General features: G+C 66.2%; 15 protein-coding genes. 6 read left to right on the forward strand and 9 right to left on the reverse strand.

Going from position 1 to position 20,772, the window contains the following annotated elements; all coding sequences use genetic code 11:
- Window positions 1-329: 329 nt before the first annotated feature.
- The 7 genes from AC1VVK_RS08570 to AC1VVK_RS08600 form a co-directional block, all read right to left on the reverse strand.
- Window positions 330-1,016, reverse strand: coding sequence for a response regulator (locus AC1VVK_RS08570; RefSeq protein ID WP_132389950.1), 687 nt, complete (start codon window positions 1,014-1,016; stop codon window positions 330-332).
- Complete coding sequence (locus tag AC1VVK_RS08575; RefSeq protein WP_482902670.1) at window positions 1,013-3,661, reverse strand: DUF4118 domain-containing protein; 2,649 nt, start codon at window positions 3,659-3,661, stop codon at window positions 1,013-1,015. Before AC1VVK_RS08575 ends, AC1VVK_RS08570 begins: the two co-directional genes overlap by 4 nt.
- On the reverse strand, window positions 3,658-4,254 hold the full coding sequence (gene kdpC / locus AC1VVK_RS08580) for a potassium-transporting ATPase subunit KdpC (protein WP_482902671.1): 597 nt from the start codon (window positions 4,252-4,254) through the stop codon (window positions 3,658-3,660). Before kdpC ends, AC1VVK_RS08575 begins: the two co-directional genes overlap by 4 nt.
- Window positions 4,255-4,265: 11 nt before the next feature.
- Complete coding sequence (gene kdpB, locus AC1VVK_RS08585) at window positions 4,266-6,281, reverse strand: potassium-transporting ATPase subunit KdpB (RefSeq protein ID WP_482902672.1); 2,016 nt, start codon at window positions 6,279-6,281, stop codon at window positions 4,266-4,268.
- A 29-nt stretch (window positions 6,282-6,310) separates the two neighbouring features.
- Window positions 6,311-8,014, reverse strand: coding sequence for a potassium-transporting ATPase subunit KdpA (kdpA, locus tag AC1VVK_RS08590; protein WP_482905140.1), 1,704 nt, complete (start codon window positions 8,012-8,014; stop codon window positions 6,311-6,313).
- A 25-nt stretch (window positions 8,015-8,039) separates the two neighbouring features.
- The gene (kdpF, locus tag AC1VVK_RS08595; protein ID WP_482902673.1) at window positions 8,040-8,141 is read right to left on the reverse strand and encodes a K(+)-transporting ATPase subunit F; all 102 of its coding nucleotides are present in this window, start codon (window positions 8,139-8,141) and stop codon (window positions 8,040-8,042) included.
- 140 nt (window positions 8,142-8,281) lie between these two features.
- On the reverse strand, window positions 8,282-8,584 hold the full coding sequence (locus tag AC1VVK_RS08600) for a hypothetical protein (protein ID WP_482902674.1): 303 nt from the start codon (window positions 8,582-8,584) through the stop codon (window positions 8,282-8,284).
- A 143-nt stretch (window positions 8,585-8,727) separates the two neighbouring features.
- Between AC1VVK_RS08600 and AC1VVK_RS08605 the strand changes: the two genes are divergently transcribed.
- Window positions 8,728-10,611 (forward strand): potassium transporter Kup, encoded by a 1,884-nt coding sequence (locus AC1VVK_RS08605; protein ID WP_132389940.1) that lies wholly within the window; start codon window positions 8,728-8,730, stop codon window positions 10,609-10,611.
- Window positions 10,612-10,949: 338 nt separating this feature from the next.
- On the opposite strand, the gene AC1VVK_RS08610 is transcribed toward AC1VVK_RS08605, so the two are convergent.
- Window positions 10,950-11,939: a bile acid:sodium symporter family protein gene (locus tag AC1VVK_RS08610; RefSeq protein ID WP_482902675.1), complete on the reverse strand. Its 990-nt coding sequence runs from the start codon at window positions 11,937-11,939 to the stop codon at window positions 10,950-10,952.
- 36 nt (window positions 11,940-11,975) lie between these two features.
- Complete coding sequence (locus AC1VVK_RS08615) at window positions 11,976-12,998, reverse strand: aldo/keto reductase (RefSeq protein WP_482902676.1); 1,023 nt, start codon at window positions 12,996-12,998, stop codon at window positions 11,976-11,978.
- Window positions 12,999-13,371: 373 nt separating this feature from the next.
- On the opposite strand from AC1VVK_RS08615, the gene AC1VVK_RS08620 reads away from it, so the two are divergent.
- The 5 genes from AC1VVK_RS08620 (at window position 13,372) to ygiD (ending at window position 20,765) form a co-directional block, all read left to right on the forward strand.
- The gene (locus AC1VVK_RS08620; protein WP_482902677.1) at window positions 13,372-15,792 is read left to right on the forward strand and encodes a TonB-dependent receptor; all 2,421 of its coding nucleotides are present in this window, start codon (window positions 13,372-13,374) and stop codon (window positions 15,790-15,792) included.
- 633 nt (window positions 15,793-16,425) lie between these two features.
- On the forward strand, window positions 16,426-17,715 hold the full coding sequence (locus AC1VVK_RS08625) for an MFS transporter (protein ID WP_482902678.1): 1,290 nt from the start codon (window positions 16,426-16,428) through the stop codon (window positions 17,713-17,715).
- A gap of 99 nt (window positions 17,716-17,814) precedes the next feature.
- The gene (locus AC1VVK_RS08630) at window positions 17,815-19,017 is read left to right on the forward strand and encodes an aromatic ring-hydroxylating oxygenase subunit alpha (RefSeq protein ID WP_482902679.1); all 1,203 of its coding nucleotides are present in this window, start codon (window positions 17,815-17,817) and stop codon (window positions 19,015-19,017) included.
- A gap of 212 nt (window positions 19,018-19,229) precedes the next feature.
- A complete protein-coding gene (locus AC1VVK_RS08635; protein ID WP_482902680.1) occupies window positions 19,230-19,715 on the forward strand; it encodes a VOC family protein in 486 nt (161 codons plus the stop codon).
- Between the two features lie 267 nt (window positions 19,716-19,982).
- Window positions 19,983-20,765 carry a 4,5-DOPA-extradiol-dioxygenase gene (gene ygiD / locus AC1VVK_RS08640; RefSeq protein ID WP_482902681.1) on the forward strand — a complete coding sequence of 261 codons (783 nt, stop codon included), beginning with the start codon at window positions 19,983-19,985 and terminating at the stop codon, window positions 20,763-20,765.
- Window positions 20,766-20,772 lie beyond the last annotated feature (7 nt).

Here is a 20,772-nt window from a genome sequence, read left to right on the forward strand (position 1 = left end):
GTCGGAGAAACGCGGCCCAGACGCCGGGGGGACGCCGGGCTTACCCCCTGCGAGCGTCGTGGATCAGGACTAGACGTCGCCGCGAGGAGGCATCCGCAGGTGCGGGGTGAAATAAATTTGGATTTCCCTTCCTCGCGCTTCGCGCTGCCACCTCCTCCTTGCAGGAGAGGTACAGACAGGAACGCGAAAAACAGTCGTCGTCGCCCCCGCGAAGGCGGGGGCCCCGCTTCCTTCTTTCTTGGGCGCAAGAGAAGCGGGATCCCCGCCTGCGCGGGGATGACGGCGGTTGGGGATTGAAGGTTGAGCCTTGAAGGCTTCAGCCTTGGCCGTCAGTCCTGACTCACCAGGCGATAGCCGATGCCCGGTTCATTGCGCAGCAGCGCCGGGTGAGCAGGATCGTCCTCCACCTTGCGGCGAATACCGCGCGCGGCGACGCGCAGGTATTCCACGTCGCTCTCATGCCCCGGCCCCCAGACCGCGCGCAGCAATTGCGCATGGGTAATCACCCTCCCCGGATTGCGCGCGAGTTCGGCAAGGAAGCCGTATTCCTTCGGCGTCAGGTGCACTTCCTGCCCGCCCTTGCGCACCAGCCGCGCGGCAAGGTCGATCTCGACATCGCCGCGCCGCACCGGGCGCTCGGCGGCTTCCGCCGGCAGGCGGTGGCGCAGCGCGGTACGGATGCGGGCGAGCACTTCCTCGCTGTCAAAGGGCTTGGCCACGTAATCGTCGGCCCCCAGATCGAGCGCGGCCACTTTCTGGTCGGTCGCCTCGCGCGCGGAGACGACGATGATCGCCGCCTGCGTGCGCATCAGCGGGATCAGTTCCAGCCCGTCACGGTCCGGCAAGCCCAGGTCAAGCAGCACGACTTCCGGCTTGTCGATATCGAGGGCGTTGAGCGCCTCGCGCGCGGTGCCGGCCTCCACCACGGCATAGCCGGCGCGGGCGAGCCCGGCGTGGAACAGGCGGCGGATGGCGGGCTCGTCGTCAACGACGAGGATGGTGATGCTTTGAGTCATGAATCGGGCCATTCCCTGAGGTGGGACGTGTCGAAATGGATCGCGAAGCGGGCGCCATGCCCGTCCTCGCGGTTGGCGGCGGTCACAGTGAGGCCCATGGCCGTGGCAAAACCCTTGACGATGGCAAGGCCAAGGCCGGTGCCGCCCTTGCGGTCAGACCCCTCGATCCGCGCGAAAGTCTCGAAAATTCGCTCTTCCTCGCCCGCCGGAATACCCGGGCCGCGATCGCTGACGGCAAGGACAAGCCCCGCCTCCCGGCGCACGGCGCTCACCACGATCGGCGCGTCGGGATCGCCGTACTTGGCGGCATTCTCGATCAGGTTGGTCAGGCAGTGGTGAAACAAGTGCGGGTCCACCAGCACCATCGGCACATCGGCATCGATCGCCGTTTCCACCGCATGGCCCGCGAGCAGCGCGCGCAATTCGTGGAGTGCCTCACCCACCGCCTCGTCAAGGTCGACAGGCTCGATCTTGCCGTGGAGCGCGCCCGCTTCGATCCGCGCCATGTCCAGCAGGTTGGTGACGAAGCGGTGCAGCCGCTCTGCCTCCCCCCGCGCGGCGGCAATGGGGGCGGCCTGCCGCGGCTCGCTCGCCTCGATCTCCGCCAGCGTGCCCATGATCGTGGTCAGCGGCGTGCGCAGATCGTGGCTGACCGAGGACAACAGCGCATGGCGCAGTCGGTCCCGCTCGCGCGCTTGCGACAGTTCCACCATCTGCCCTTCCAGCGCCATGCGCTCCAGCGCCAGCCCCGCCTGATCGAGCAGGCTGAGCAGCAGCGGCAACTGGTCCGGCCGCACCGGCGCGCGGGCATCGCTGCGCGCCAGCCCGAACACGCCCATGACCGTGCCGCGCGCCGCCAGCGGATGGAACAGCCATTCCGAGGCGGTCAGCGTGTCGGACCCGCGCCCGGCCGGGGCATTGTTCTCGAAAGCCCAGTTGGCGGCGGCAAGGTCCAGCGTTTCGAGGCGCGGCTCCTTCGGCCAGCTCCAGCGCCGCGACAGGCCCTCGTCCCCCGGCATCAGCAGCACCGTATTGCCGTCGAGCAGTCCGCCGACTTCCCCGCAGACCACCTGCGCCAGCTCGTCGATCGTGCTGATCCCGGTAAGCTGGCGCGCGAAACCGGCCAGCGCGCTGTTCTGCGTGGCGCTCGCCTGCGCCAGCAGCGCCTGTTCGCGCACCCGCGCGGCCATCTGGCTGCTGACGATGGCAACCGCCAGCAGCACCAGCACCGTGATGATGTTACGCGGGTCCTCGATGGTCAGCGTATGCGTGGGCGGCAGGAAGAAGAAATTGTACCCGAGCGAGGAGGCCAGCCCCGCCGCGATGCCCGTCCGCAAGCCGTAGCGCGTCGCCGCGAACATGACCGGCAGCAGGTAGAGCAGGCCAAGATCGGTGATATTGCCGCTGGACAGGATGCCGGTGCCGATCAGCGTAACCGCCGCCGTCAGCACCAGCGCGACAAGGTAGCCCGACAGCGAGCCCCATTGCCCCGCCGGTCGGCGCTCGCCCCGGTCGGCAATCGGCGTCGTCGGCAGGACCTGGATGGCAAGGCCCGGCATCTCGCGCACCAGCCGGTCCACCACCGAGCCGTGCCGCAGTTCGAACCAGCGCGAGCGCAGCGATTTGCCGACGATCAATTGCGTGGCGCGGGCCTGTACGGTGAAGCTCTTGAGCCCGTCGAACACGGTTTCGGCAGGCAGTGTCGCCACTTGCCCGCCCAGCTGCGTGGCCAGATGGAGCGCATCGGCCAGCCGGGTGTTCTCGCCGTCGCTGAACGTGGCCGCGCGCGGCGTTTCGATATGCACCGCCGTCCACGAGGCGCGCAGGGCGTCGGCCAGGCGCTTGGCCGCGCGCACCAGTTCGAGCGATCCCGCCTGCTCGCTCACCGCGACGACAAGCCGGTCGCTCGCCGCCCAGTTGCCCTCCATCGCATGGGCCCGGACATATTCGAGCATCTGCGCGTCGACCGCCTGCGCCGCGAAGCGCAGGGCCAGTTCGCGCAAGGCGGAAAGGTTGGACTTGGAAAAGAAGTTGCCGAGCGCGCGCGTCGCCTCGTCCGGCACATAGACTTTGCCCTGCCGCAGCCGCTCGATCAGCTCGTCGGGCGGGATATCGACGACCTCGATCTCGGCGTCTTCCAGCACTTTGTCCGGCAGCGTCTCGCGCACGCGGACCTTGGTGAAGGAGGCGACGACGTCGTTCAGGCTCTCGATATGCTGGATATTGAGCGTGGAGCACACGTCGATCCCGGCATCGAGCAGTTCCTCGACATCCTGCCAGCGCTTGTCGTGGCGGCTGCCGGGGGCATTGGTGTGCGCCAGTTCGTCCACCAGCACCAGCGCCGGGCGGCGTTCGAGAATGGCGTCGATGTCCATCTCGTCCAGCACGTGGCCCTGATAGGTCACATGGTGGCGCGGCACCGTTTCCAGCCCGCGCAGCTTCGCCGCCGTCTCCTCGCGCCCGTGGGTCTCGGCAACGCCCACCACCACGTCCACCCCGGCATCGCGGCGCGCGGCGCCCTCGCCCAGCATTTCATAAGTCTTGCCAACGCCCGGAGCCGCCCCAAGGAAAACCTTGAGGCGGCCGCGACGCTCCCGCGCGGCGGCGCGGAGCAGGGCTTCGGGATCGGGACGCGGCTCGTTCACGGATGCGCTTGTGCGCCGCCGCCCGCCATGCTGTCGAGAGCCAGATTGAGTGCGAGCACGTTGACACGCGGCTCGCCCAGGAAGCCCAGCAGGGGCCGCTCGGTATTGTCGATCACCAGTGTCTTGACCCGCGCGACGTCCAGCCCGCGTGCCCGGGCGACGCGCTCCGCCTGGAAAAGAGCCGCCTCGGGGCTGAGATGAGGGTCAAGCCCCGAGGCGGAAGTGGTCACCAGGTCGACAGGAACAGGGGAACCTGGGGATTTCCGGAGAACGGCAACGTCGGTCTTCACGCGGTCGGCAAGGGGGCGGCTGGTCGGGCCGAAGTTGGAGCCCGATGACGCCATGGCGTCGTATCCCTTCCCGGCGGCCGAAGGGCGGCCGTGGAAGTAACGGTCCTGCGTGAACATCTGGCCGATCAGGGCCGAGCCGATCACGTGGCCGTCCCGCTCGATCAGGCTGCCGTTGGCCTGGCGGGGGAACACGATCTGGGCGATCCCGGTGAGCGCGAGCGGATAGGCCAGCCCCAGCAGCAGCGCGAACAGCAGGGTAAGCACGAGCGCGGGGCGCGCGGCGGTGGAAAGGTCCTTGAGCATGGAACAGGTCCTCAGACGAGGTGGAGCCCGGCGACCGCAAGGTCGATGAGCTTGATGCCGGCGAAAGGCGCGATCAGGCCGCCAAGGCCGTAGACCGCAAGGTTGCGGGCCAGCAGCGGGCCTGCCGCCATCGGCCGGTAGGTCACGCCCTTGAGCGCGAGCGGGACGAGCGCGGGAATGATCAGCGCGTTGAACACGATGGCCGAAAGGATCGCGCTTTGCGGCGAGGCCAGCCGCATCACGTTGAGCACGCCAAGGCCCGGATAGAGCACCACGAACATGGCCGGGATGATCGCGAAGTACTTGGCGACATCGTTGGCGACCGAGAACGTAGTCAGCGCGCCGCGCGTCATCAGCAATTGCTTGCCGAGGCCGACGATCTCGATGAGCTTGGTGGGGTCACTGTCGAGGTCGACCATGTTGCCCGCCTCGCGCGCGGCCTGGGTGCCGGTGTTCATGGCCACGCCCACGTCCGCCTGCGCCAGTGCCGGGGCATCGTTGGTGCCGTCTCCGCACATGGCGACCAGCTTGCCGCCCTGCTGTTCCTTGCGGATCAGCGCCAGCTTGTCCTCCGGCGTGGCTTCGGCAAGGAAGTCGTCCACGCCCGCCTCGGCGGCGATGGCGGCGGCGGTGAGCGGGTTGTCGCCGGTGATCATCACCGTGCGGATGCCCATGCGGCGCAGTTCGGCGAAGCGTTCGCGCACCCCGGCCTTGATCACGTCCTTGAGCGCGATCACGCCGAGCAGGCGGCCGTCGCGCGCCACTGCCAGCGGGGTCTGGCCGGAGCGGGCGATCTCTTCCGAAATGCGGCGCAGTTCGGCGGCCTGCGGGCTGTTCACCGCCTCCGGATTGGCGCGCAGGATCGCATCGACGGCGCCCTTCTGGACCAGCCCGGTCTCGCTTTTCAGGCCGGAAATGCGGGTCTGGGCCGTGAACGGGATCACTTCGGCACCCACCGGCAAGGCGCCGAGGGCAAGGCCGTGATGCTCGCGCGCCAGGACCACGATCGAGCGGCCTTCGGGCGTTTCGTCCGCAAGGCTGGCCAGCAGCGCGGCTTCGGCAAGCAGGCGCGCGTCCGTGCCGGAGACCGGGCGGAATTCGGCGGCCTGACGGTCTCCCACGGTGATAGTGCCGGTCTTGTCGAGCAGCAGCACGTCGATATCGCCCGCCGCCTCGACCGCGCGGCCCGACTTGGCGAGCACGTTGAAGCGCACGAGGCGGTCCATCCCGGCGATGCCGATAGCCGAAAGCAGCGCGGCGATGGTGGTCGGGATCAGGGTTATGAGCAGCGCCGCCAGCACCGCGACCGGGATCGCGCCGCCCGCATAGTGGGCAAAGGCGGGAATGGTGGAAACGGCGATCAGGAAGATGATCGTCAGGCCCACCAGCAGGATGGTCAGGGCGATCTCATTCGGTGTCTTCTGCCGCTCGGCGCCTTCGACAAGGGCGATCATGCGGTCGAGGAAGCCCTGCCCCGGCTCCTGCGTGACGCGGACGCGGATCTGGTCGGAGATGACGCGGGTGCCGGCCGTCACTGCCGAACGGTCGCCGCCCGCCTCGCGGATCACCGGCGCGCTCTCGCCGGTGATGGCGGCTTCGTTGACCGAGGCGACGCCTTCGATCACTTCGCCGTCGGCCGGGATCAGGTCTCCGGTCATGACCACCACCACGCTGCCCTTCTTGAGCTGCGAGGCGGGAACCACGCGCCCGTCGGGCAGGCGCGCGGTCAGGTCGGACTTGGCAGCGCGCAGCGAGGCGGCCTGCGCCCGGCCGCGCCCTTCGGCCAGCGCCTCTGCAAAAGTGCCGAACAGCACGGTCAGCCAGAGCCAGCCGATCAGCTGGATCTGGAAGCCCACCGGCATCGGCTCACCGCCGACGGCCAGCAACACGGTGAGCAGGAGCGCGACCACGGCGGTCGTGAAGAGCACGGGGTTCTTCACCAGCTCCCGCGGGTTCAGCTTGCGGAAGGCATCGCCGATCGCGGGAACGACCAGTCTGGCCGAGAACATTGAGGTGGGTGTCGTCATGGAAGTGTGTGACGTCATGACTGGCGCTTTCAAAACAGCTGGCCCGAGATCATCGCAAGATGATCGGCGATGGGCCCGAGGGCGAGGCTCGGCAGGAACGTGAGACCGCCGACGATCAGGATCACGGCGATCAGCAGGCCGATCCACAGCGGTCCGGTGGTGGGGAATGAGCCTGCGGTCTCCGGCGTGTGCTTCTTGGCGGCAAGGTTTCCGGCCACGGCCAGCACCGGCACGATGATAAAGAAGCGACCGACCCACATCGCGACCGAGAGCAGCCCGTTGTAGAACGGCGTCCCGGCGCTCAGGCCCGCGAAGGCGGAGCCGTTGTTGCCGGTGCCCGAGGCGAAGGCGTAGAGGATTTCGGTAAAGCCGTGCGGGCCCTTGTTGAGCGGCCCGGCAAGGCCGTCCGGCAGGACCGCCGAAAGCGCGGTGAGGCCAAGGATGGAGAGCGGCAGCACGGCAATGGCCAGAACCGCCAGCTTGACCTCACGCGCCTCGATCTTCTTGCCGAGGTACTCGGGCGTGCGGCCGACCATCAGGCCCGCCACGAAGACCGCGAGCAAGGCGAACAGCAGGAACCCGTAGATCCCCGCGCCGACACCGCCGACGACCACTTCGCCAAGCTGCATGTTGATGAGCGGCACCATGCCGCCCAGCGCGGTGAAGCTGTCATGCATGGCATTGACCGCGCCGCACGAAGCCGCCGTCGTCACCACCGAGAACAGGGCGCTGGCGGCAATGCCGAAGCGGACTTCCTTGCCCTCCATGTTGCCGCCGATGGCGCCGAGGTGGTGGAGCACCGGATTGCCCGCCGCTTCCTGCCAGTAAGTCACGCCCGCGCCGATCAGGAACAGCGTCAGCATCGCGGTCAGGATCGCCCAGCCCTGCCGGGTATTGCCCACGGCCTTGCCGAAGCACCAGGTCAGCCCCGCGCCGATGGCGAAGATCGAAAGCATTTGCGCAAGGTTGGTCTGCGCCGTCGGGTTCTCGAACGGATGCGCGGAGTTGGCATTGAAGAAGCCGCCGCCATTGGTGCCGAGCATCTTGATCGCCTCTTGCGAGGCGACGGGGCCGAGCGCGATGGACTGGCGCAGCCCCTCCAGAGAGGTGGTGTCGACTAGGCTCGACAGCGTCTGCGGCACGCCGCTGGCGATGAGGAACAGCGCGTAGACCACGCAGATAGGCAGCAGCAGGTAGAGCGTGACGCGCGTGCAGTCCGCCCAGAAATTGCCCACCGTCTTTGCCTCGCGCCGCGCGAAACCGCGAAACAGCGCGAAAGCCACGGCGATACCGGTGGCGGCGGAGAGGAAGTTATGGATGGTGAGGCCCAGCATCTGGCTGAGGTTCGAAACCGCGGCCTCGCCCGCATACCACTGCCAGTTGGTGTTGGTGGTGAAGCTCACCGCCGTATTCATCGCCCCGTCCGCGCCCATCGCGGCAAGCCCGCGCGGGTTCAGCGGCAGCACGTCCTGAAGCCGCAGCACCGCGTAAGTGAACAGCAGCAGGACAAGATTGAACACCAGCATGTGCAGCGCGTAGCGGCGCCAGCCCTGCTCCGCCTCGGGATCGATCCCGGAGAGGCGGTAGAAGCCGTTCTCGACGGGGCCGAGTACGCGGTGGAGCGGCGTGCGCCGCCCTTCGTACAATGCGAAAAGCCACACCCCGACGGGCTTGGCCAAGGCCGCGACAAGCGCGGTGAAAAAGAGGATCAGGGTCCAGCCCTGGAAGGTCATTCCCGTGGTCATGGCATGCCCTTCGTCAGAAACGTTCGGGCCGCAGCAGCGCGGCAACGAGATAGATCAGCAGGCCAAGCGCGGTCAGCCCGGCGAGTACCAGCGGAAGAGTGTGCATGTCGGTCATGGCGGTGCCTCCTCAGGCCTTTTCGCAAAGCCGCGCGAAGGCGAGCGTCAGGAGGAAGAGGCCCGCGAGTACCGCGAGCCAGGCAAAGTCGGTCATTGTCTTGGGTCCGTTGCCAGAGTCAGAAATTGCGTGAAATCGCGTCAAAAGTGGCCGGGCAGCTCGATCGTGCGAAACAGCCGCGGCCCCCACAGGCTCAGCGTCAGGCCAAGGCTGAGCAGCACGATGAAGACGGCGCAGAGCGCAAGGTCGGTCACGGTCGGCGCATGGAGGACCGGGGTGATCGCCATCCGGCGCTCGGCCAGGATCACGCGCTCGGCCACGAACAGGCTCAGCAGCCCGGCGGCGCGCATCGCGATTTCGGCAGGCCACCAGCGCACGCCGGCATGCAGCGCGGCCAGCCTTTCGGCCGAAACGTATCGGGCGGGTGAAGGAAATCGGGACATGGCACGAGGGCTCCCGTCAATGGGTGACGGAATGCGAGATGGCCCCGGGAGCCGTTAAGGTTCCACGGGGAATTGCCCGTTACGCATAAAGATCGCATAAAGCCCGTGGCGCTTTCGCGCGCGCGAGACTAGGCGCCGAAATTATGAGCGAGTCTTCCGGGCACCACGCCCCCAATGAAAGCCTTACGGCGCTGGCAGTCGGCGCAATCGGGGTCGTTTTCGGCGATATCGGCACATCGCCGCTCTATGCCCTCAAGGAAAGCTTCATCGGCCACCACCCGCTGGTGGTGGACCGCATGCACATCTTCGGGGTGATCTCGCTGATGTTCTGGACGATGATGCTGATCGTCACCGTCAAGTACGTCTTCATCATCTTGCGGGCAGACAACAACGGCGAAGGCGGCAGCCTGGCGCTGCTGGCGCTGATCGGGCGCAAGCTGGGCAAGTCGCGCTGGACCGGGCTGATCGCGATGCTGGGCGTTATCGCCACCGCACTGTTCTACGGCGATGCCATCATCACCCCGGCCGTCTCGGTCCTCTCGGCGGTCGAGGGGCTGACCGTGGTGAACGAGGGCTTTGCCGAATTCGTGCTGCCGATTGCAGTGGTGATCCTGATCGGGCTGTTCTCGATCCAGTCCCACGGCACCGCGACGATGGGCAAGCTGTTCGGGCCGGTGATGATCGTCTATTTCCTGGTCTTGGCCGGGCTCGGGCTGTCCTCGATCGTCAAGGCGCCCGAAGTGGTCTGGGCGCTCAGCCCGTACCATGCGATCGAATTCTTCGTCATCAATCCCAAGCTGGCGTTTCTGGCGCTGGGCTCGGTAGTGCTGGCGGTGACCGGCGCGGAAGCACTCTATGCCGACATGGGCCACTTCGGCCGCAAGGCGATCACGATCTCGTGGCTCTACATCGCCTTCCCCTGCCTGCTGCTCAACTATCTGGGCCAGGCTTCGCTGGTGCTGCGCAATCCCGACGCGATCCAGAACCCGTTCTTCTTCATGGCGCCCGACTGGGCCCGCCTGCCGCTGGTCCTGCTGGCGACGCTGGCAACGATCATCGCCAGCCAGGCGGTGATCTCCGGCGCCTTCTCGGTATCGCAGCAGGCCGTGCAGCTCGGCTTCCTGCCGCGCCTCAAGATCATGCACACCAGCGCGACGGCGGCGGGCCAGATCTATGTCCCGCTGGTCAACTGGGGCCTGCTGGTCATGGTCGTGCTGCTGGTGTTCGGCTTCCGCACCTCGGGCAATCTGGCCGCGGCTTACGGTATCGCCGTGACCGGCACGATGCTGATCACCGCCTGCCTGCTGGGCGTGCTGACCTATGCCGTGTGGAAATGGCACCCGGTGGTCTCGATCGGCGTCACGGCGGGCTTCCTGTTCATCGACGGGCTCTACTTCGCGTCGAACGTCACCAAGATACCTGACGGCGGCTGGTTCCCGCTGCTGGTGGCGGCGGTGGTGTTCACCCTACTGACCACCTGGGCGAACGGACGCCGCCTGATGCGCGAGCGCCTGCGCGAGGATTCGATCCCCTTCGCCACCTTCATCCGCTCGGTCGGTGAGCGCGTGCGCCGCGTTCAGGGCACCTCAATCTTCCTCGCCTCCTCGAACGACGGTGTGCCGCCGGGGCTGCTGCACAACCTCAAGCACAACCACATCCTCCACGAACGCGTGGTGATCCTGACCGTGGCCGGACAGGGCGTACCGCACGTCGCCCCCGAAAACCGCGCCGAAGTGGAAGCGCTGGGCCAGGGCTTCTACCGCGTGGTGCTGCGCTACGGCTTCATGGACGATATCGACATCCCGGCCGCGCTTGCCGACGAAGACCGCGCCGGCGGCCCGTTCAAGCCGGTGGAGACCAGCTACTTCCTCTCCCGCCAGACGCTGATCCCGTCGAGCCGTCCGGGCATGGCGATCTGGCGCGAAAAGCTCTTCGCGATCATGGTCCGCAACGCCCAGAGCGCGATGGAGTTCTTCAAGCTCCCCACCAACCGCGTGATCGAACTGGGCAGCCAGTTGGAGATCTAAGGCGGGAGGTCCTTTCAGGTGGACACACCTTAGCCCCAACCTCACGCCGCCCTCTCGCGATACTCTTCGTCGCCCCCGCGCAGGCGGGGGCCCGCTTCTTGGCCACCTCTCGTGTTGGGCAAGAGAAGCGGGATCCCCGCCTTCGCGGGGATGACGGGATTGGGAGCGCGAGGTGTTCTCATCTCACCTCAACTCAGTTCAGCTCACCCCCTCCAGCCCGACCTCCCATCCCGCTCAGGCTGAGCTTGTCGAAGCCCCGCAGGCGTGGCGCAAGGCCTCCATCCTTCGACAGGCTCAGGATGAGCGGAGTGGAATAGGCGGGAGTGGAGGAGGCTAACCTACTCGGCCGCCACCGGATCCCCCTCGGCCTCGGCCTGCGCGGCCATCCGGCGCGCCAGCACCGCACAGACCATCAACTGGATCTGATGGAAGAACATCAGCGGCAGGATGATCGCTCCCACCTGAGCAGGCGGAAACAGTACCCCTGCCAACGGCACGCCGGTCGCCAGACTCTTCTTCGAACCGCAGAACAGGATCACGATCCGGTCCGCGTGGTTGAAGCCCAGCACCCGCCCGAGCACATTGCCCACCACCATCACGACCGCAAGAATCCCCAGCGACAGCGCCGCGATCAGCCCGAGTTCGGCCAAAGTCACCTTCTGCCACAGCCCTTCGAGCACGGCCGCACCGAACGCCGTGTAGACCACCAGCAGGATCGAACCGCGATCGGTATAGCCCACCAGCTTTTTGTGCTTCTGCACGAAGCCGCCGATCCACGGCCGCAGCAGATGCCCGGCGACGAACGGCAGCAGCAACTGGACGGCGATGGCGATGATCGGATCGGTCGAGAAGCCCTGCGTCTTGCCGGTGATGAACACCGCCGTCAGCACCGGGGTCACGAAAATCCCAGCAAGGTTGGAGAACGAGGCACTGCACACTGCCGCTGCCACATTGCCCCCGGCAATCGCGGTGAAGGCAATCGATGACTGCACCGTCGAAGGCAGCAGCGTCAGGTAGAGCACGCCCATCGCCAGCGAGGGCTCCAGCCCCGGTATCGCGCTGACGCCCAACCCGATCAGCGGGAAGATCCCGAAGGTCAGGCTCGCCACGGTCAGGTGCAGCTTCCACGCCCGCGCCCCGTCGAGGATCGCCTGGCGCGAGAGCTTGGCGCCGTGAAGGAAGAACAGCAGCGCGATGCCTGCGTCCGCCGCGCCGCCCGCGATCCCCGCCCACATGCCGCGCGCCGGAAGCACCGAGGCAAGACCCACGGTCGAGATCAGCAGCAAGAGATAGGGATCGATGTTCAGGCGGGCGAGAAGGCGAAGCATGGGCAGTCCTGATCGAATGGGGAAACGAAGGTAAAATCAGTCGGGAACGGGGCCGGACCCTGCACCGGAATCGCGAATGGCGGCAGCGATCCCGGCGCGGTCGTCGTCGGTGAGCACAAGGTTCGCCCCTGCCACCCAGCCGTCGACTTGCGCCGGGCTGCGCGCGCCGACAATGGCCCCGGTCACGCCCGGCACCGCCAGCACCCAGGCCACCGCGACCGCCGCCTGCGAAACGCCGTGGCTCTCGGCCACCGGCTTCATCGCCGCCGCCACGGCCAGATTGCGCGTCAGGTTCTCGCCGGTAAAATCGGCATGGCGCGAGCGCCAGTCGTCGGCGGCAAGCCCCGCCGCCCGCTCGGCCGAGAACGCGCCGGAGAGCAGGCCCGACTGCATCGGGCTGTAGACGATCACGCCGGTATCATGCGCCAGACACCATGGCAGCTCGCGCGCGATGGCATCCCGCTTCAGCGCCGAAAGCGGCGGTTGCAGCGTATCGACATGCCCCAAGGCCTCGGCCGCCGAAAGTTGATCGGCATTGTGGTTGGACAGCCCCACCGCGCGCACTTTGCCCGCCGCTTTCAGATCGAGCAGCGCGCCCCAATATTCGTCGAGCGCGGTGCCGTCCTCGGCGGGCCAATGCATCTGCAAGAGGTCGATCCGCTCGACCCGCAGGCGGCGCAGCGAATCCTCGCACTCGGCCACGATCGATTCCCGCCGCCCGACGCGCAGCTTCGACTGGCGATCGTTCGGGTCCCAGACCTGCCCGCACTTGGTGAAGACGTAGGGCCGCCCGGCCTCCGGCATTTCGGCCAGAGCCTTGGCGACCACTTCCTCGGAATGGCCGAGGCCGTAGATCGCGGCGGTGTCGATCCAGTTCACCCCGCGTTCGACCGCATGGTGGATCGCCCGGATCGAATCGGCATCGTCCTGCGCGCCCCAGCCGACGGCCCAGTCCGGCCCGCCGATGGCCCAGGCACCGAAGCCGACGCGGCTGATCGCCATGCCGGTCTGGCCCAGCGGGCGGGTTGCAGGCGGTACGTTCAGGACGGTGGCAGTCATGACAGGGCATCCTTTTCGGGGCCGGTTGCCCCTCCCCTGCCCCATGGCAGGCGCGGGCGGCACGGTCTTGTCGCTGAGACCGCCATCGGCTTGACGCGAGACGCCATGGACCAGTGATGAACGGCGGCGAGCGCTGCAACGCAAAAAACGCAAGCCAGTTCCCGATTACCCGAACCCACCCCAAAACGGCGCATTTGCGCGCATCCCGTTCCTCTCGCCGGAAGGGTCCGGGTTGCAGCGGTCAACTACTTATTCGCAACTGCACAAGACCGCACTGTCATCGAACCGCCAAGTTCCCCCTCAAGCGGCCAACCCAGCAGCAAGCATGAGCCGCAGCCCGGGAATCGAATGACGACCTGTTCGGGGAGCTGACATGAGAACCAAGTCCACTTTCGCCTACGCCCTGGCATCGGGCATCTCTTTGCTTGCATTTACCTCGGCCGCGCACGCCGCCGAAACCGCTCCGGCCGCCGCTGCTGCCGAGCCCGCACCCGATCCATCCGGTGACGGCCAGTCGGGCCTGACCGATATCGTCGTGACTGCAGAACGCCGCAATGTGAGCCTCCAGCAGGCCCCGCTTTCGGTGAGCGCGATCACGTCCGACACGCTCCGTGCGGGCAATGTGACCGACATCACCGGGCTCAACGGCACTGTCCCCGGCCTCGTCATCGCCAAGAGCGGCGGCGGCGAGCGGGTCATCTCGATCCGCGGCATCGGTTCGGAAACGCCGGAAAACACCAACACCCAGCCGGGCGTGTCCTACCACATCGACGGCGTCTACATCTTCAACTCGATCGCCGCGAGCGCGGCCTTCATCGACGTGGCGCAAGTCGAAGTGTTGCGCGGCCCGCAAGGCACGCTGTTCGGTCAGGGATCGACCGGCGGCACCATCAACGTCGTCTCGATCGAGCCCAGCACCGATGCGCTGAAGGGCAACGTCAACGCCGGCTTCGGCAACTACAACTACATGGAAGGCTCCGCCGCGCTGAACGTGCCGGTAACCGACACGCTCGCCATTCGCGGCGCCTTCCAGTTCACCAAGCATGACGGCTATGCCCACGCCACCGAAGTACCCGGCTTCAAGAAGTACGATCTCGACGATCAGGACGAGACCGGCTGGCGCCTCGGCGCCAAGTGGCAGCCGCTGTCAAACCTGTCGATCACGCTGAACACGATCCAGTTCAGTTCGAACACCAATGGCCCGGCCCAGAAGAACATCCTCGACCCCGAGCCCGATCCGCGCATCCTGACGCAGGATTTCCCCGGCCGCTCGGTGGTGAAGACCCAGCTCTATACCGGCGTAATCAAGTGGGACACCGCGTTCGCCACGATCAAGTCGATCACCGGCTACCAGAAGCTCCATTCCGAGCAGGCCTGGGATGCCGACGGCCTCGACACCGCGCTGTTCTACCAGAACACCTACAACCCGGTCAGCTACACCGGCGTCAGCTACGACCACGTCCCGCTCTGGGCCTCGGACACCAAGAGCTGGAGCCAGGAACTGAACCTCACCTCGAACGGCAACGGCCCGTTCCAGTGGGTGCTCGGCGGCGTCTACCTGCATTCGGAAAACAGCCAGTACGTCAACGAATACCGCAGCGACGACGACAACTTCCTGCAGCAGGCCCTGCCGGAAGACACCGCGTGGAACGATCCGCTGGTCGGCAACCTGACCTATGCCGAACTCTCCTCGATCAAGCGTGAGCTTTACGCGGTCTTCGCGCAGGGCACTTATGCGCTGACCGACAGCCTGAAGCTGACCGCCGGCGCCCGCTACAACCATGACAAGTCATCGGGGATGTACGATTCGATGTCGGGCGGCGTGTCCGACCAGACCTCGGGCGCCTATCTCCAGCCCGCCTCCACCGGATCGCGCAGCGACCACGCCTGGACCGGCAAAGTCGCGCTCGATTACCAGATCACGCCCAGCAACATGGTCTACATAAGCTACACGCGCGGCTTCAAGCCGGGCGGCATCAACAGCGCCTCGTCCGCTTGCGGCGGCGCCTACTGCATCTTCGGCTGGGAAGATTCGATCAAGCCCACCTACAAGAAGGAAACCGTCGATTCCTTCGAGATCGGCAGCAAGAACCGCTTCCTCGACGACACGCTGCAAGTGAATGCCTCGGCCTTCCTGTACAATTACAAGAACATGCAGTTCCTTGAGGAAGACCCCGTTCTCTATGGCGAGGGCATCAGCAACGCACCCAAGGCGCGGGTCTACGGCCTGGAACTGGAAAGCACGTACGCGCCGACGGACCATCTGCGCTTCGACGCCTCGATGTCGTGGCTGGAGGGTGAGTTCACCTCGCACTACTACGCGCTGGACCCGAACAATGCCGCCAGTGCCCAGAACGCCGCCGGTTTCCCGGACTATCTGTTCTGGACCAACTTCTACGCCGCCTCCCTCGCCCGCGATGCCGCGCGCGAGGATATCAAGGGCAACCGCATTCCCAAGCTGCCGCGCTGGCAGGGCAATATCGCGGCCACCTGGAACGGCGAAGTCGGCCCGGGCAAGCTGACCGCCCGTGCCCAGCTGATCTATCGCGGCAAGTACCAGTACCGCCTGTTCAACGAAGGCGCGGTGGATCTCACGCCCTCGTACACGCAGGTCAACACGATGCTGAAGTACGAGCCCGAAGGCACCAATGCCGATATCACCCTGCGCGTGATCAACCTGTTCGACAAGAACGGCATCAACTCGCGCTTCTCGGACCCTTACGGTTCGGCGCAGGTGATGGACACCTATATCCCGCCGCGTCAGCTTATCCTCTCGGTGGGGTACAAGTTCTAAGAGGGAGCCAATCGGGTCGCACCATTGGTTTTTGGGGGGAACGCGTCGGTTGCAAGGCCGGCGCGTTCTTCTGTTTACGATGGCGAAGGCAGCGAGTCCGTCCAAAACTCCCCGTCGCCCCCGCGAAGGCGGGGGCCCCGCCTTTCTTGGCAACCTCCCGCCCCGCGCAAAAGAAGAAGCGGGATCCCCGCCTTCGCGGGGATGACGAAGAGAAAGCGACTGAATTTTTCTCCCCCACCCCCTCTCATCCTGAGCCTCCCACCCCGCTCATCCTGAGCTTGTCGAAGGATGTTGGATCAGCGCTACGCCGCAAGGGGCTTCGACAGGCTCAGCCTGAGCGGACTTGAATGGCCGGATTCAGGAAGATGGAAAACTTCCTCGTCCCCCTCCTCCACGTCATCCTGAACTTGTTTCAGGACGACGATTTGCGGATAACTACCGTTTCTCCATCGTCATTTCGGCTTCCGCAATGTCGAAGAGAACGGAAAGGCGGCTTTCGGCGCGCAACCAACATCCCCATCCCCCAATCAACTATTGAGTCGCACACCATCAAGAGTGTGCAGGTGCAGCATGTAAGCCTGCAGGGCATGATGGTCCGGCGATTCCGCGGACCGTGAGCCCGCAGGAGTTGTCATGTCGCCCGGACTGTCCGCGCCCAAAAGCATATCGCGCAGCGCCTTGGTCATGTTCGCCGCCTCGCTCGGCTTCTTCTTCGTGACCGCCACCACCTTCACCTCGCTCGGCTACGTGCTCTATACGATGGTGGCCGAACTCGGCTGGTCGAAGGCCGCTGCCGGACTCAGCTTCTCGCTGCTCGGCATGGCCTGCGGCATGGCCAGCCCGCTGCCGCCGATGCTGATGAAGGCGATCGGCACGCGGCTGACGGTCTTCGCGGGCTGTCTGGTGCTGGCCATCGGCTTCCTGATCGCCTCGCAGATCCATCACCTCGAACTGTTCTTCGTGGCGACGACGCTGATGGGCGTGGGCTTCTCGCTCGTGGCGCCCTCGCCCGCCGTCTATCTGCTGGCGACGTGGTTCCCGCGTACCTCTTCGCGGATGATCGGCTTCTACTTCATGACCGGCGCGGCGGGCGGCATTGCCGGGCCGCTGATCGTCGGCACCATCGTCGGCCTTACCGGCAACTGGCGCCTGCACTGGATGGTCATGGCCGCCAGCGCGCTGGTGCTGGGCGTGATCTCGCTCGTCTGCATCCGCGACGCGGTGAAAGTGGAGAGCGTCGATCAGGTCAAGGGCGCGGGCCACGAAAGCGACGGTCCCGCCGCCAGCCCGTGGACGGTGAAGCAGGCACTGATGACGCCCAGCTTCATTATCCTCGCCCTTGCCATGACCGTGGTGCAGACCGTGGTCACCACCACCCACTCGATCCTTGTCGCGCATATCGCCAATCTCGGCCAGGGCGCGGCGCCGGGCGCCATCGCGATGAGCCTGCTGGCTTTCGCCGGCACCGGCGCCAAAGGCGTGACCGGCACCTTGTGCGAGCGCGTCGATCCGCGCCGCATCTTCATCGCCGGGCTGGCCGTGCAGGCACTGGCCATGGCGCTGCTGTGGACGGCCAGCCACGTGCTGGTGGCAACGGTCGCCGCCGCGCTGTTCGGCATGGGCTGGGGCATGGCCTGGCTTTCCGCGCATATCCTGCTGCTGCGCTACTTCGGCGCGGGCATCGCCGGAGACATGACCGCGATGGCCACCACCGTCACCACGCTTGCCGTGTTCGGCCCGATCGGCGCCGGCCGCATTGCCGACGTGACCGGCGGCTACGGCCCGGCGCTGCTGGTCCTCGCGCTGATGCTGGCAGGCGCGACGGCCATGTCGATGCTGTTCCTGCGGGCCCCCGCTTCGGGGCCGCGCCGCGCCGGGGAACCGGAACTGGCGGAAGCGACCGAACTGGTCCCGGCCGAATAGGGACTCGCCAAAAGTCCCTGCGCCCACCGCCAAGAACCTCCGGCCAAGGTCCGCTAGCGTCCTTCAGGCGCAAGGGGCCAACATACGGAAATGCCAGCAATGACCATTCTCACCGACAAGTTCATCGACAGCCTGGAAAGCTCGACGCTCGACACGCTGGAAGCCGAGACGCTGCCGGCGGAATGCTATGTCGACGAGGAATTCTACCGCTTCGAGAAGGCCGCGCTGTTCGAGCATGAATGGCTCTGCGTCGGCCGCGCCGAATGGCTGGAGAACCCGGGCGACTTCTTCACCGTCACCCGCGCCGACGAGCCGATGGTGATCTGCAAGACGCGCGACGGTTCGATCAAGGCGCTGTCCTCGGTCTGCCAGCACCGCGCGATGCTGGTCGCCGAAGGCCACGGCAATGCCCGCGCCTTCGTGTGCCCCTATCACCACTGGACTTACGACCTCGACGGCACGCTGGTCGGCGCGCCGGCGATGAACCGCACCTGCAATTTCGACAGGAAGGCCGCCAGCCTGCCCGTCATCCGGCATGAGATCTGGCACGGCTTCATCTTCGTCAACTTCGATGCCGATGCCGCCCCGCTGACCCCGCGCCTTGCCGGGCTGGAAGAGGTCGTCGCCAACTACGATTTCGCCAACCTGCGCGGCCCCCGTCCCGAGGAACCGACCGTGTTCCCTTGGAACTGGAAGGTCATGCTGGAGAATAACAACGACGGCTATCACGCCAGCCGCCTCCACGCCGGGCCGCTGCACGACTTCATTCCCAGCGGCCTTGCCAGCTTCCCCGAAGTGCCCGCCGAATCCGCCGGCTATTACCGGCTGAACGGCACGCTCCACAAGAACGCGGCCTTCAACGCGACGCAGAAGGCGGTCTTCCCGGTGTTCCCCAAGCTGACCGAGGAAGAGCAGAACCGCCTGCTCTTCGTGAACCTGCCGCCCAGCCTCTCGCTGGTGGTGCTGAACGACACCGTGCTCTACCTCATCATGGACCCGCGCGGGCCGGAGAGCCACGCGTTGACCATCGGTACGCTGATGGTGCCCGAGGCGATGGACGATCCGCTCTATGAGCTGAAGATGAAGATGAACGACACCGCGGTCGAGGAGATCGTGGGTCAGGATTTCCACGTCGACGAACTGGTACAGCAGGGCCTGCGCTCCAAGTTCGCGCCGCGTGGTCGTTATTCCTGGCAAGAGGGCGCCCAGCGGCTGCTCAACGTCTGGCTGGTGGACCGCTACCGCGCCGAGTGGGATCGCCGTCGCGGTCCTTCTGCTCCGGTCACGCGGATACGCGCCTGATTTCGCAAGTTCCGTCACTCATTCCCGACGGCTGCGGCGTCCGACCCAAGTCGGGCGCCGCCTTTTTTATGTGTGTGCGGTTAGGTGCCGTTCGGGTGCGTTTAGGTGCACTTGTGGAGGGACGCTGGAAATCAAGGATTTGTGCGCCTCGTGCCGCGCATGCAAACTCCCGCCAGCTACGCCTTGGTCAACCACCAAGGGAGCCTTTCGCAATGACCAACACGCTCATCTTCGTCGATTTCGCGACCGACGATCCTGCCAGAGCCGGCGAATTCTACGCCGAAGTCTTCGGCTGGGAGAACGATGCGCGCCCGCACGGGATCTACCACCGCATGGTTCCCGGCGGCTTCTTCCAGAACAAGGACGGCACCGACAGCCAGATCGGCAACCTCCACTTCGGCGTGTTCGACGCGAACAATGCGCGTCCTCATCCGAACCCCGAAGGCGTCGAACCGCGCACGCTGGCGACCGAAGGCCGCAAGGCCCGCATCTGGGTGCTCGTGTCGGACAACGACAGCCACGAACGCATCCTCTCCACCGCCGAAAAGCTGGGCGGCAAGGTGCTCTGGCGCGATCACTACTGGAAGGAGTTCAACGGCTACAACCACGCCTTCGCCGATCCGTGGGGCAATGAGATCCTCCTGTGGGGCAAGGCTGGCGAGAATCCCGAGATTCCGGCGAGCTACACCAAGGAATAAATCGGCTTTCCGGGGCTGCCGAACCCACGACGCCCCGGAAACCGCAAACGTATCACCACCAAACCTCGTCGTCCCCGCGCAGGCGGGGACCCCGCTTTTCTTGAGATGTAGCAAAAGGGAGCGGGGCCCCCGCCTTCGCGGGGGCGACGGAGTGTTTTGAGGCAGGCGAAGCGCGCCCCACCAACAAGTTCTTGTGCGCTTTCCCGCAAGACCATCCGCCCCCGCTCTCCCTAGCCTTGGGCCTCAGAGCAACGGAGCAATACGCGAATGAGCCGTCTTCCGATCGTCTTCTACGGTCACGGCAGCCCGATGGTGGCGCTGGAAAAGAGCGACGTGACCAAAAGCTGGAACGCGATCGCCGGCCGCATCGGCAAGCCGCGCGCGATCCTGTGCATCTCCGCCCACTGGCAGACGCCCGGCACCGCCGTCACCGCCATGGCCCAGCCGCGCACGATCCATGACTTCGGCGCATTCCCGCAGGCCCTGTTCGACGTGCAGTACCCCGCCCCCGGCGACCCGGAACTGGCCGAGCGCGTGCGCGAATTGCTGGAACCGATGCCGGTGAAGCTGGATGCCGACTGGGGGCTGGACCACGGCACGTGGTCGGTGCTGGTCCACGCCTACCCCGAGGCCGACGTGCCGGTAATCCAGCTTGGCATGGATCTGGGCAAGAGCCCCGCCGAACACTGGCTGGTCGGCCGGATGCTGCGCCCGCTGCGCGATGAGGGCGTGCTGATCATGGGTACCGGCAACATCGTCCACAACCTGCCGGCGATGGACTGGGCGAACCCGCTCGCCACGCCCTATCCCTGGGCCGAGCACTTCAATTCCACGATGTGCAAGGCCATCGCCGAGGACGATCCCAAAGTGGTGATCGATTACGCGGCGCTGGGCGATGCCGCGCGGCTTTCGGTTCCCAGCGAGGACCATTTCCTGCCGCTGCTCTACGTGCTGGGCGCGCGCCATGAGGGCGAGCCGGCCGAATTCGCGCCCCACTTCATCCAGCACAAGTCGCTCAGCATGACGAGCGTGCTCATCGGCGCCGAATAAGCGCGCC

The sequence above is a fragment of the Novosphingobium sp. BL-S-32 genome, assembly GCF_056857055.1.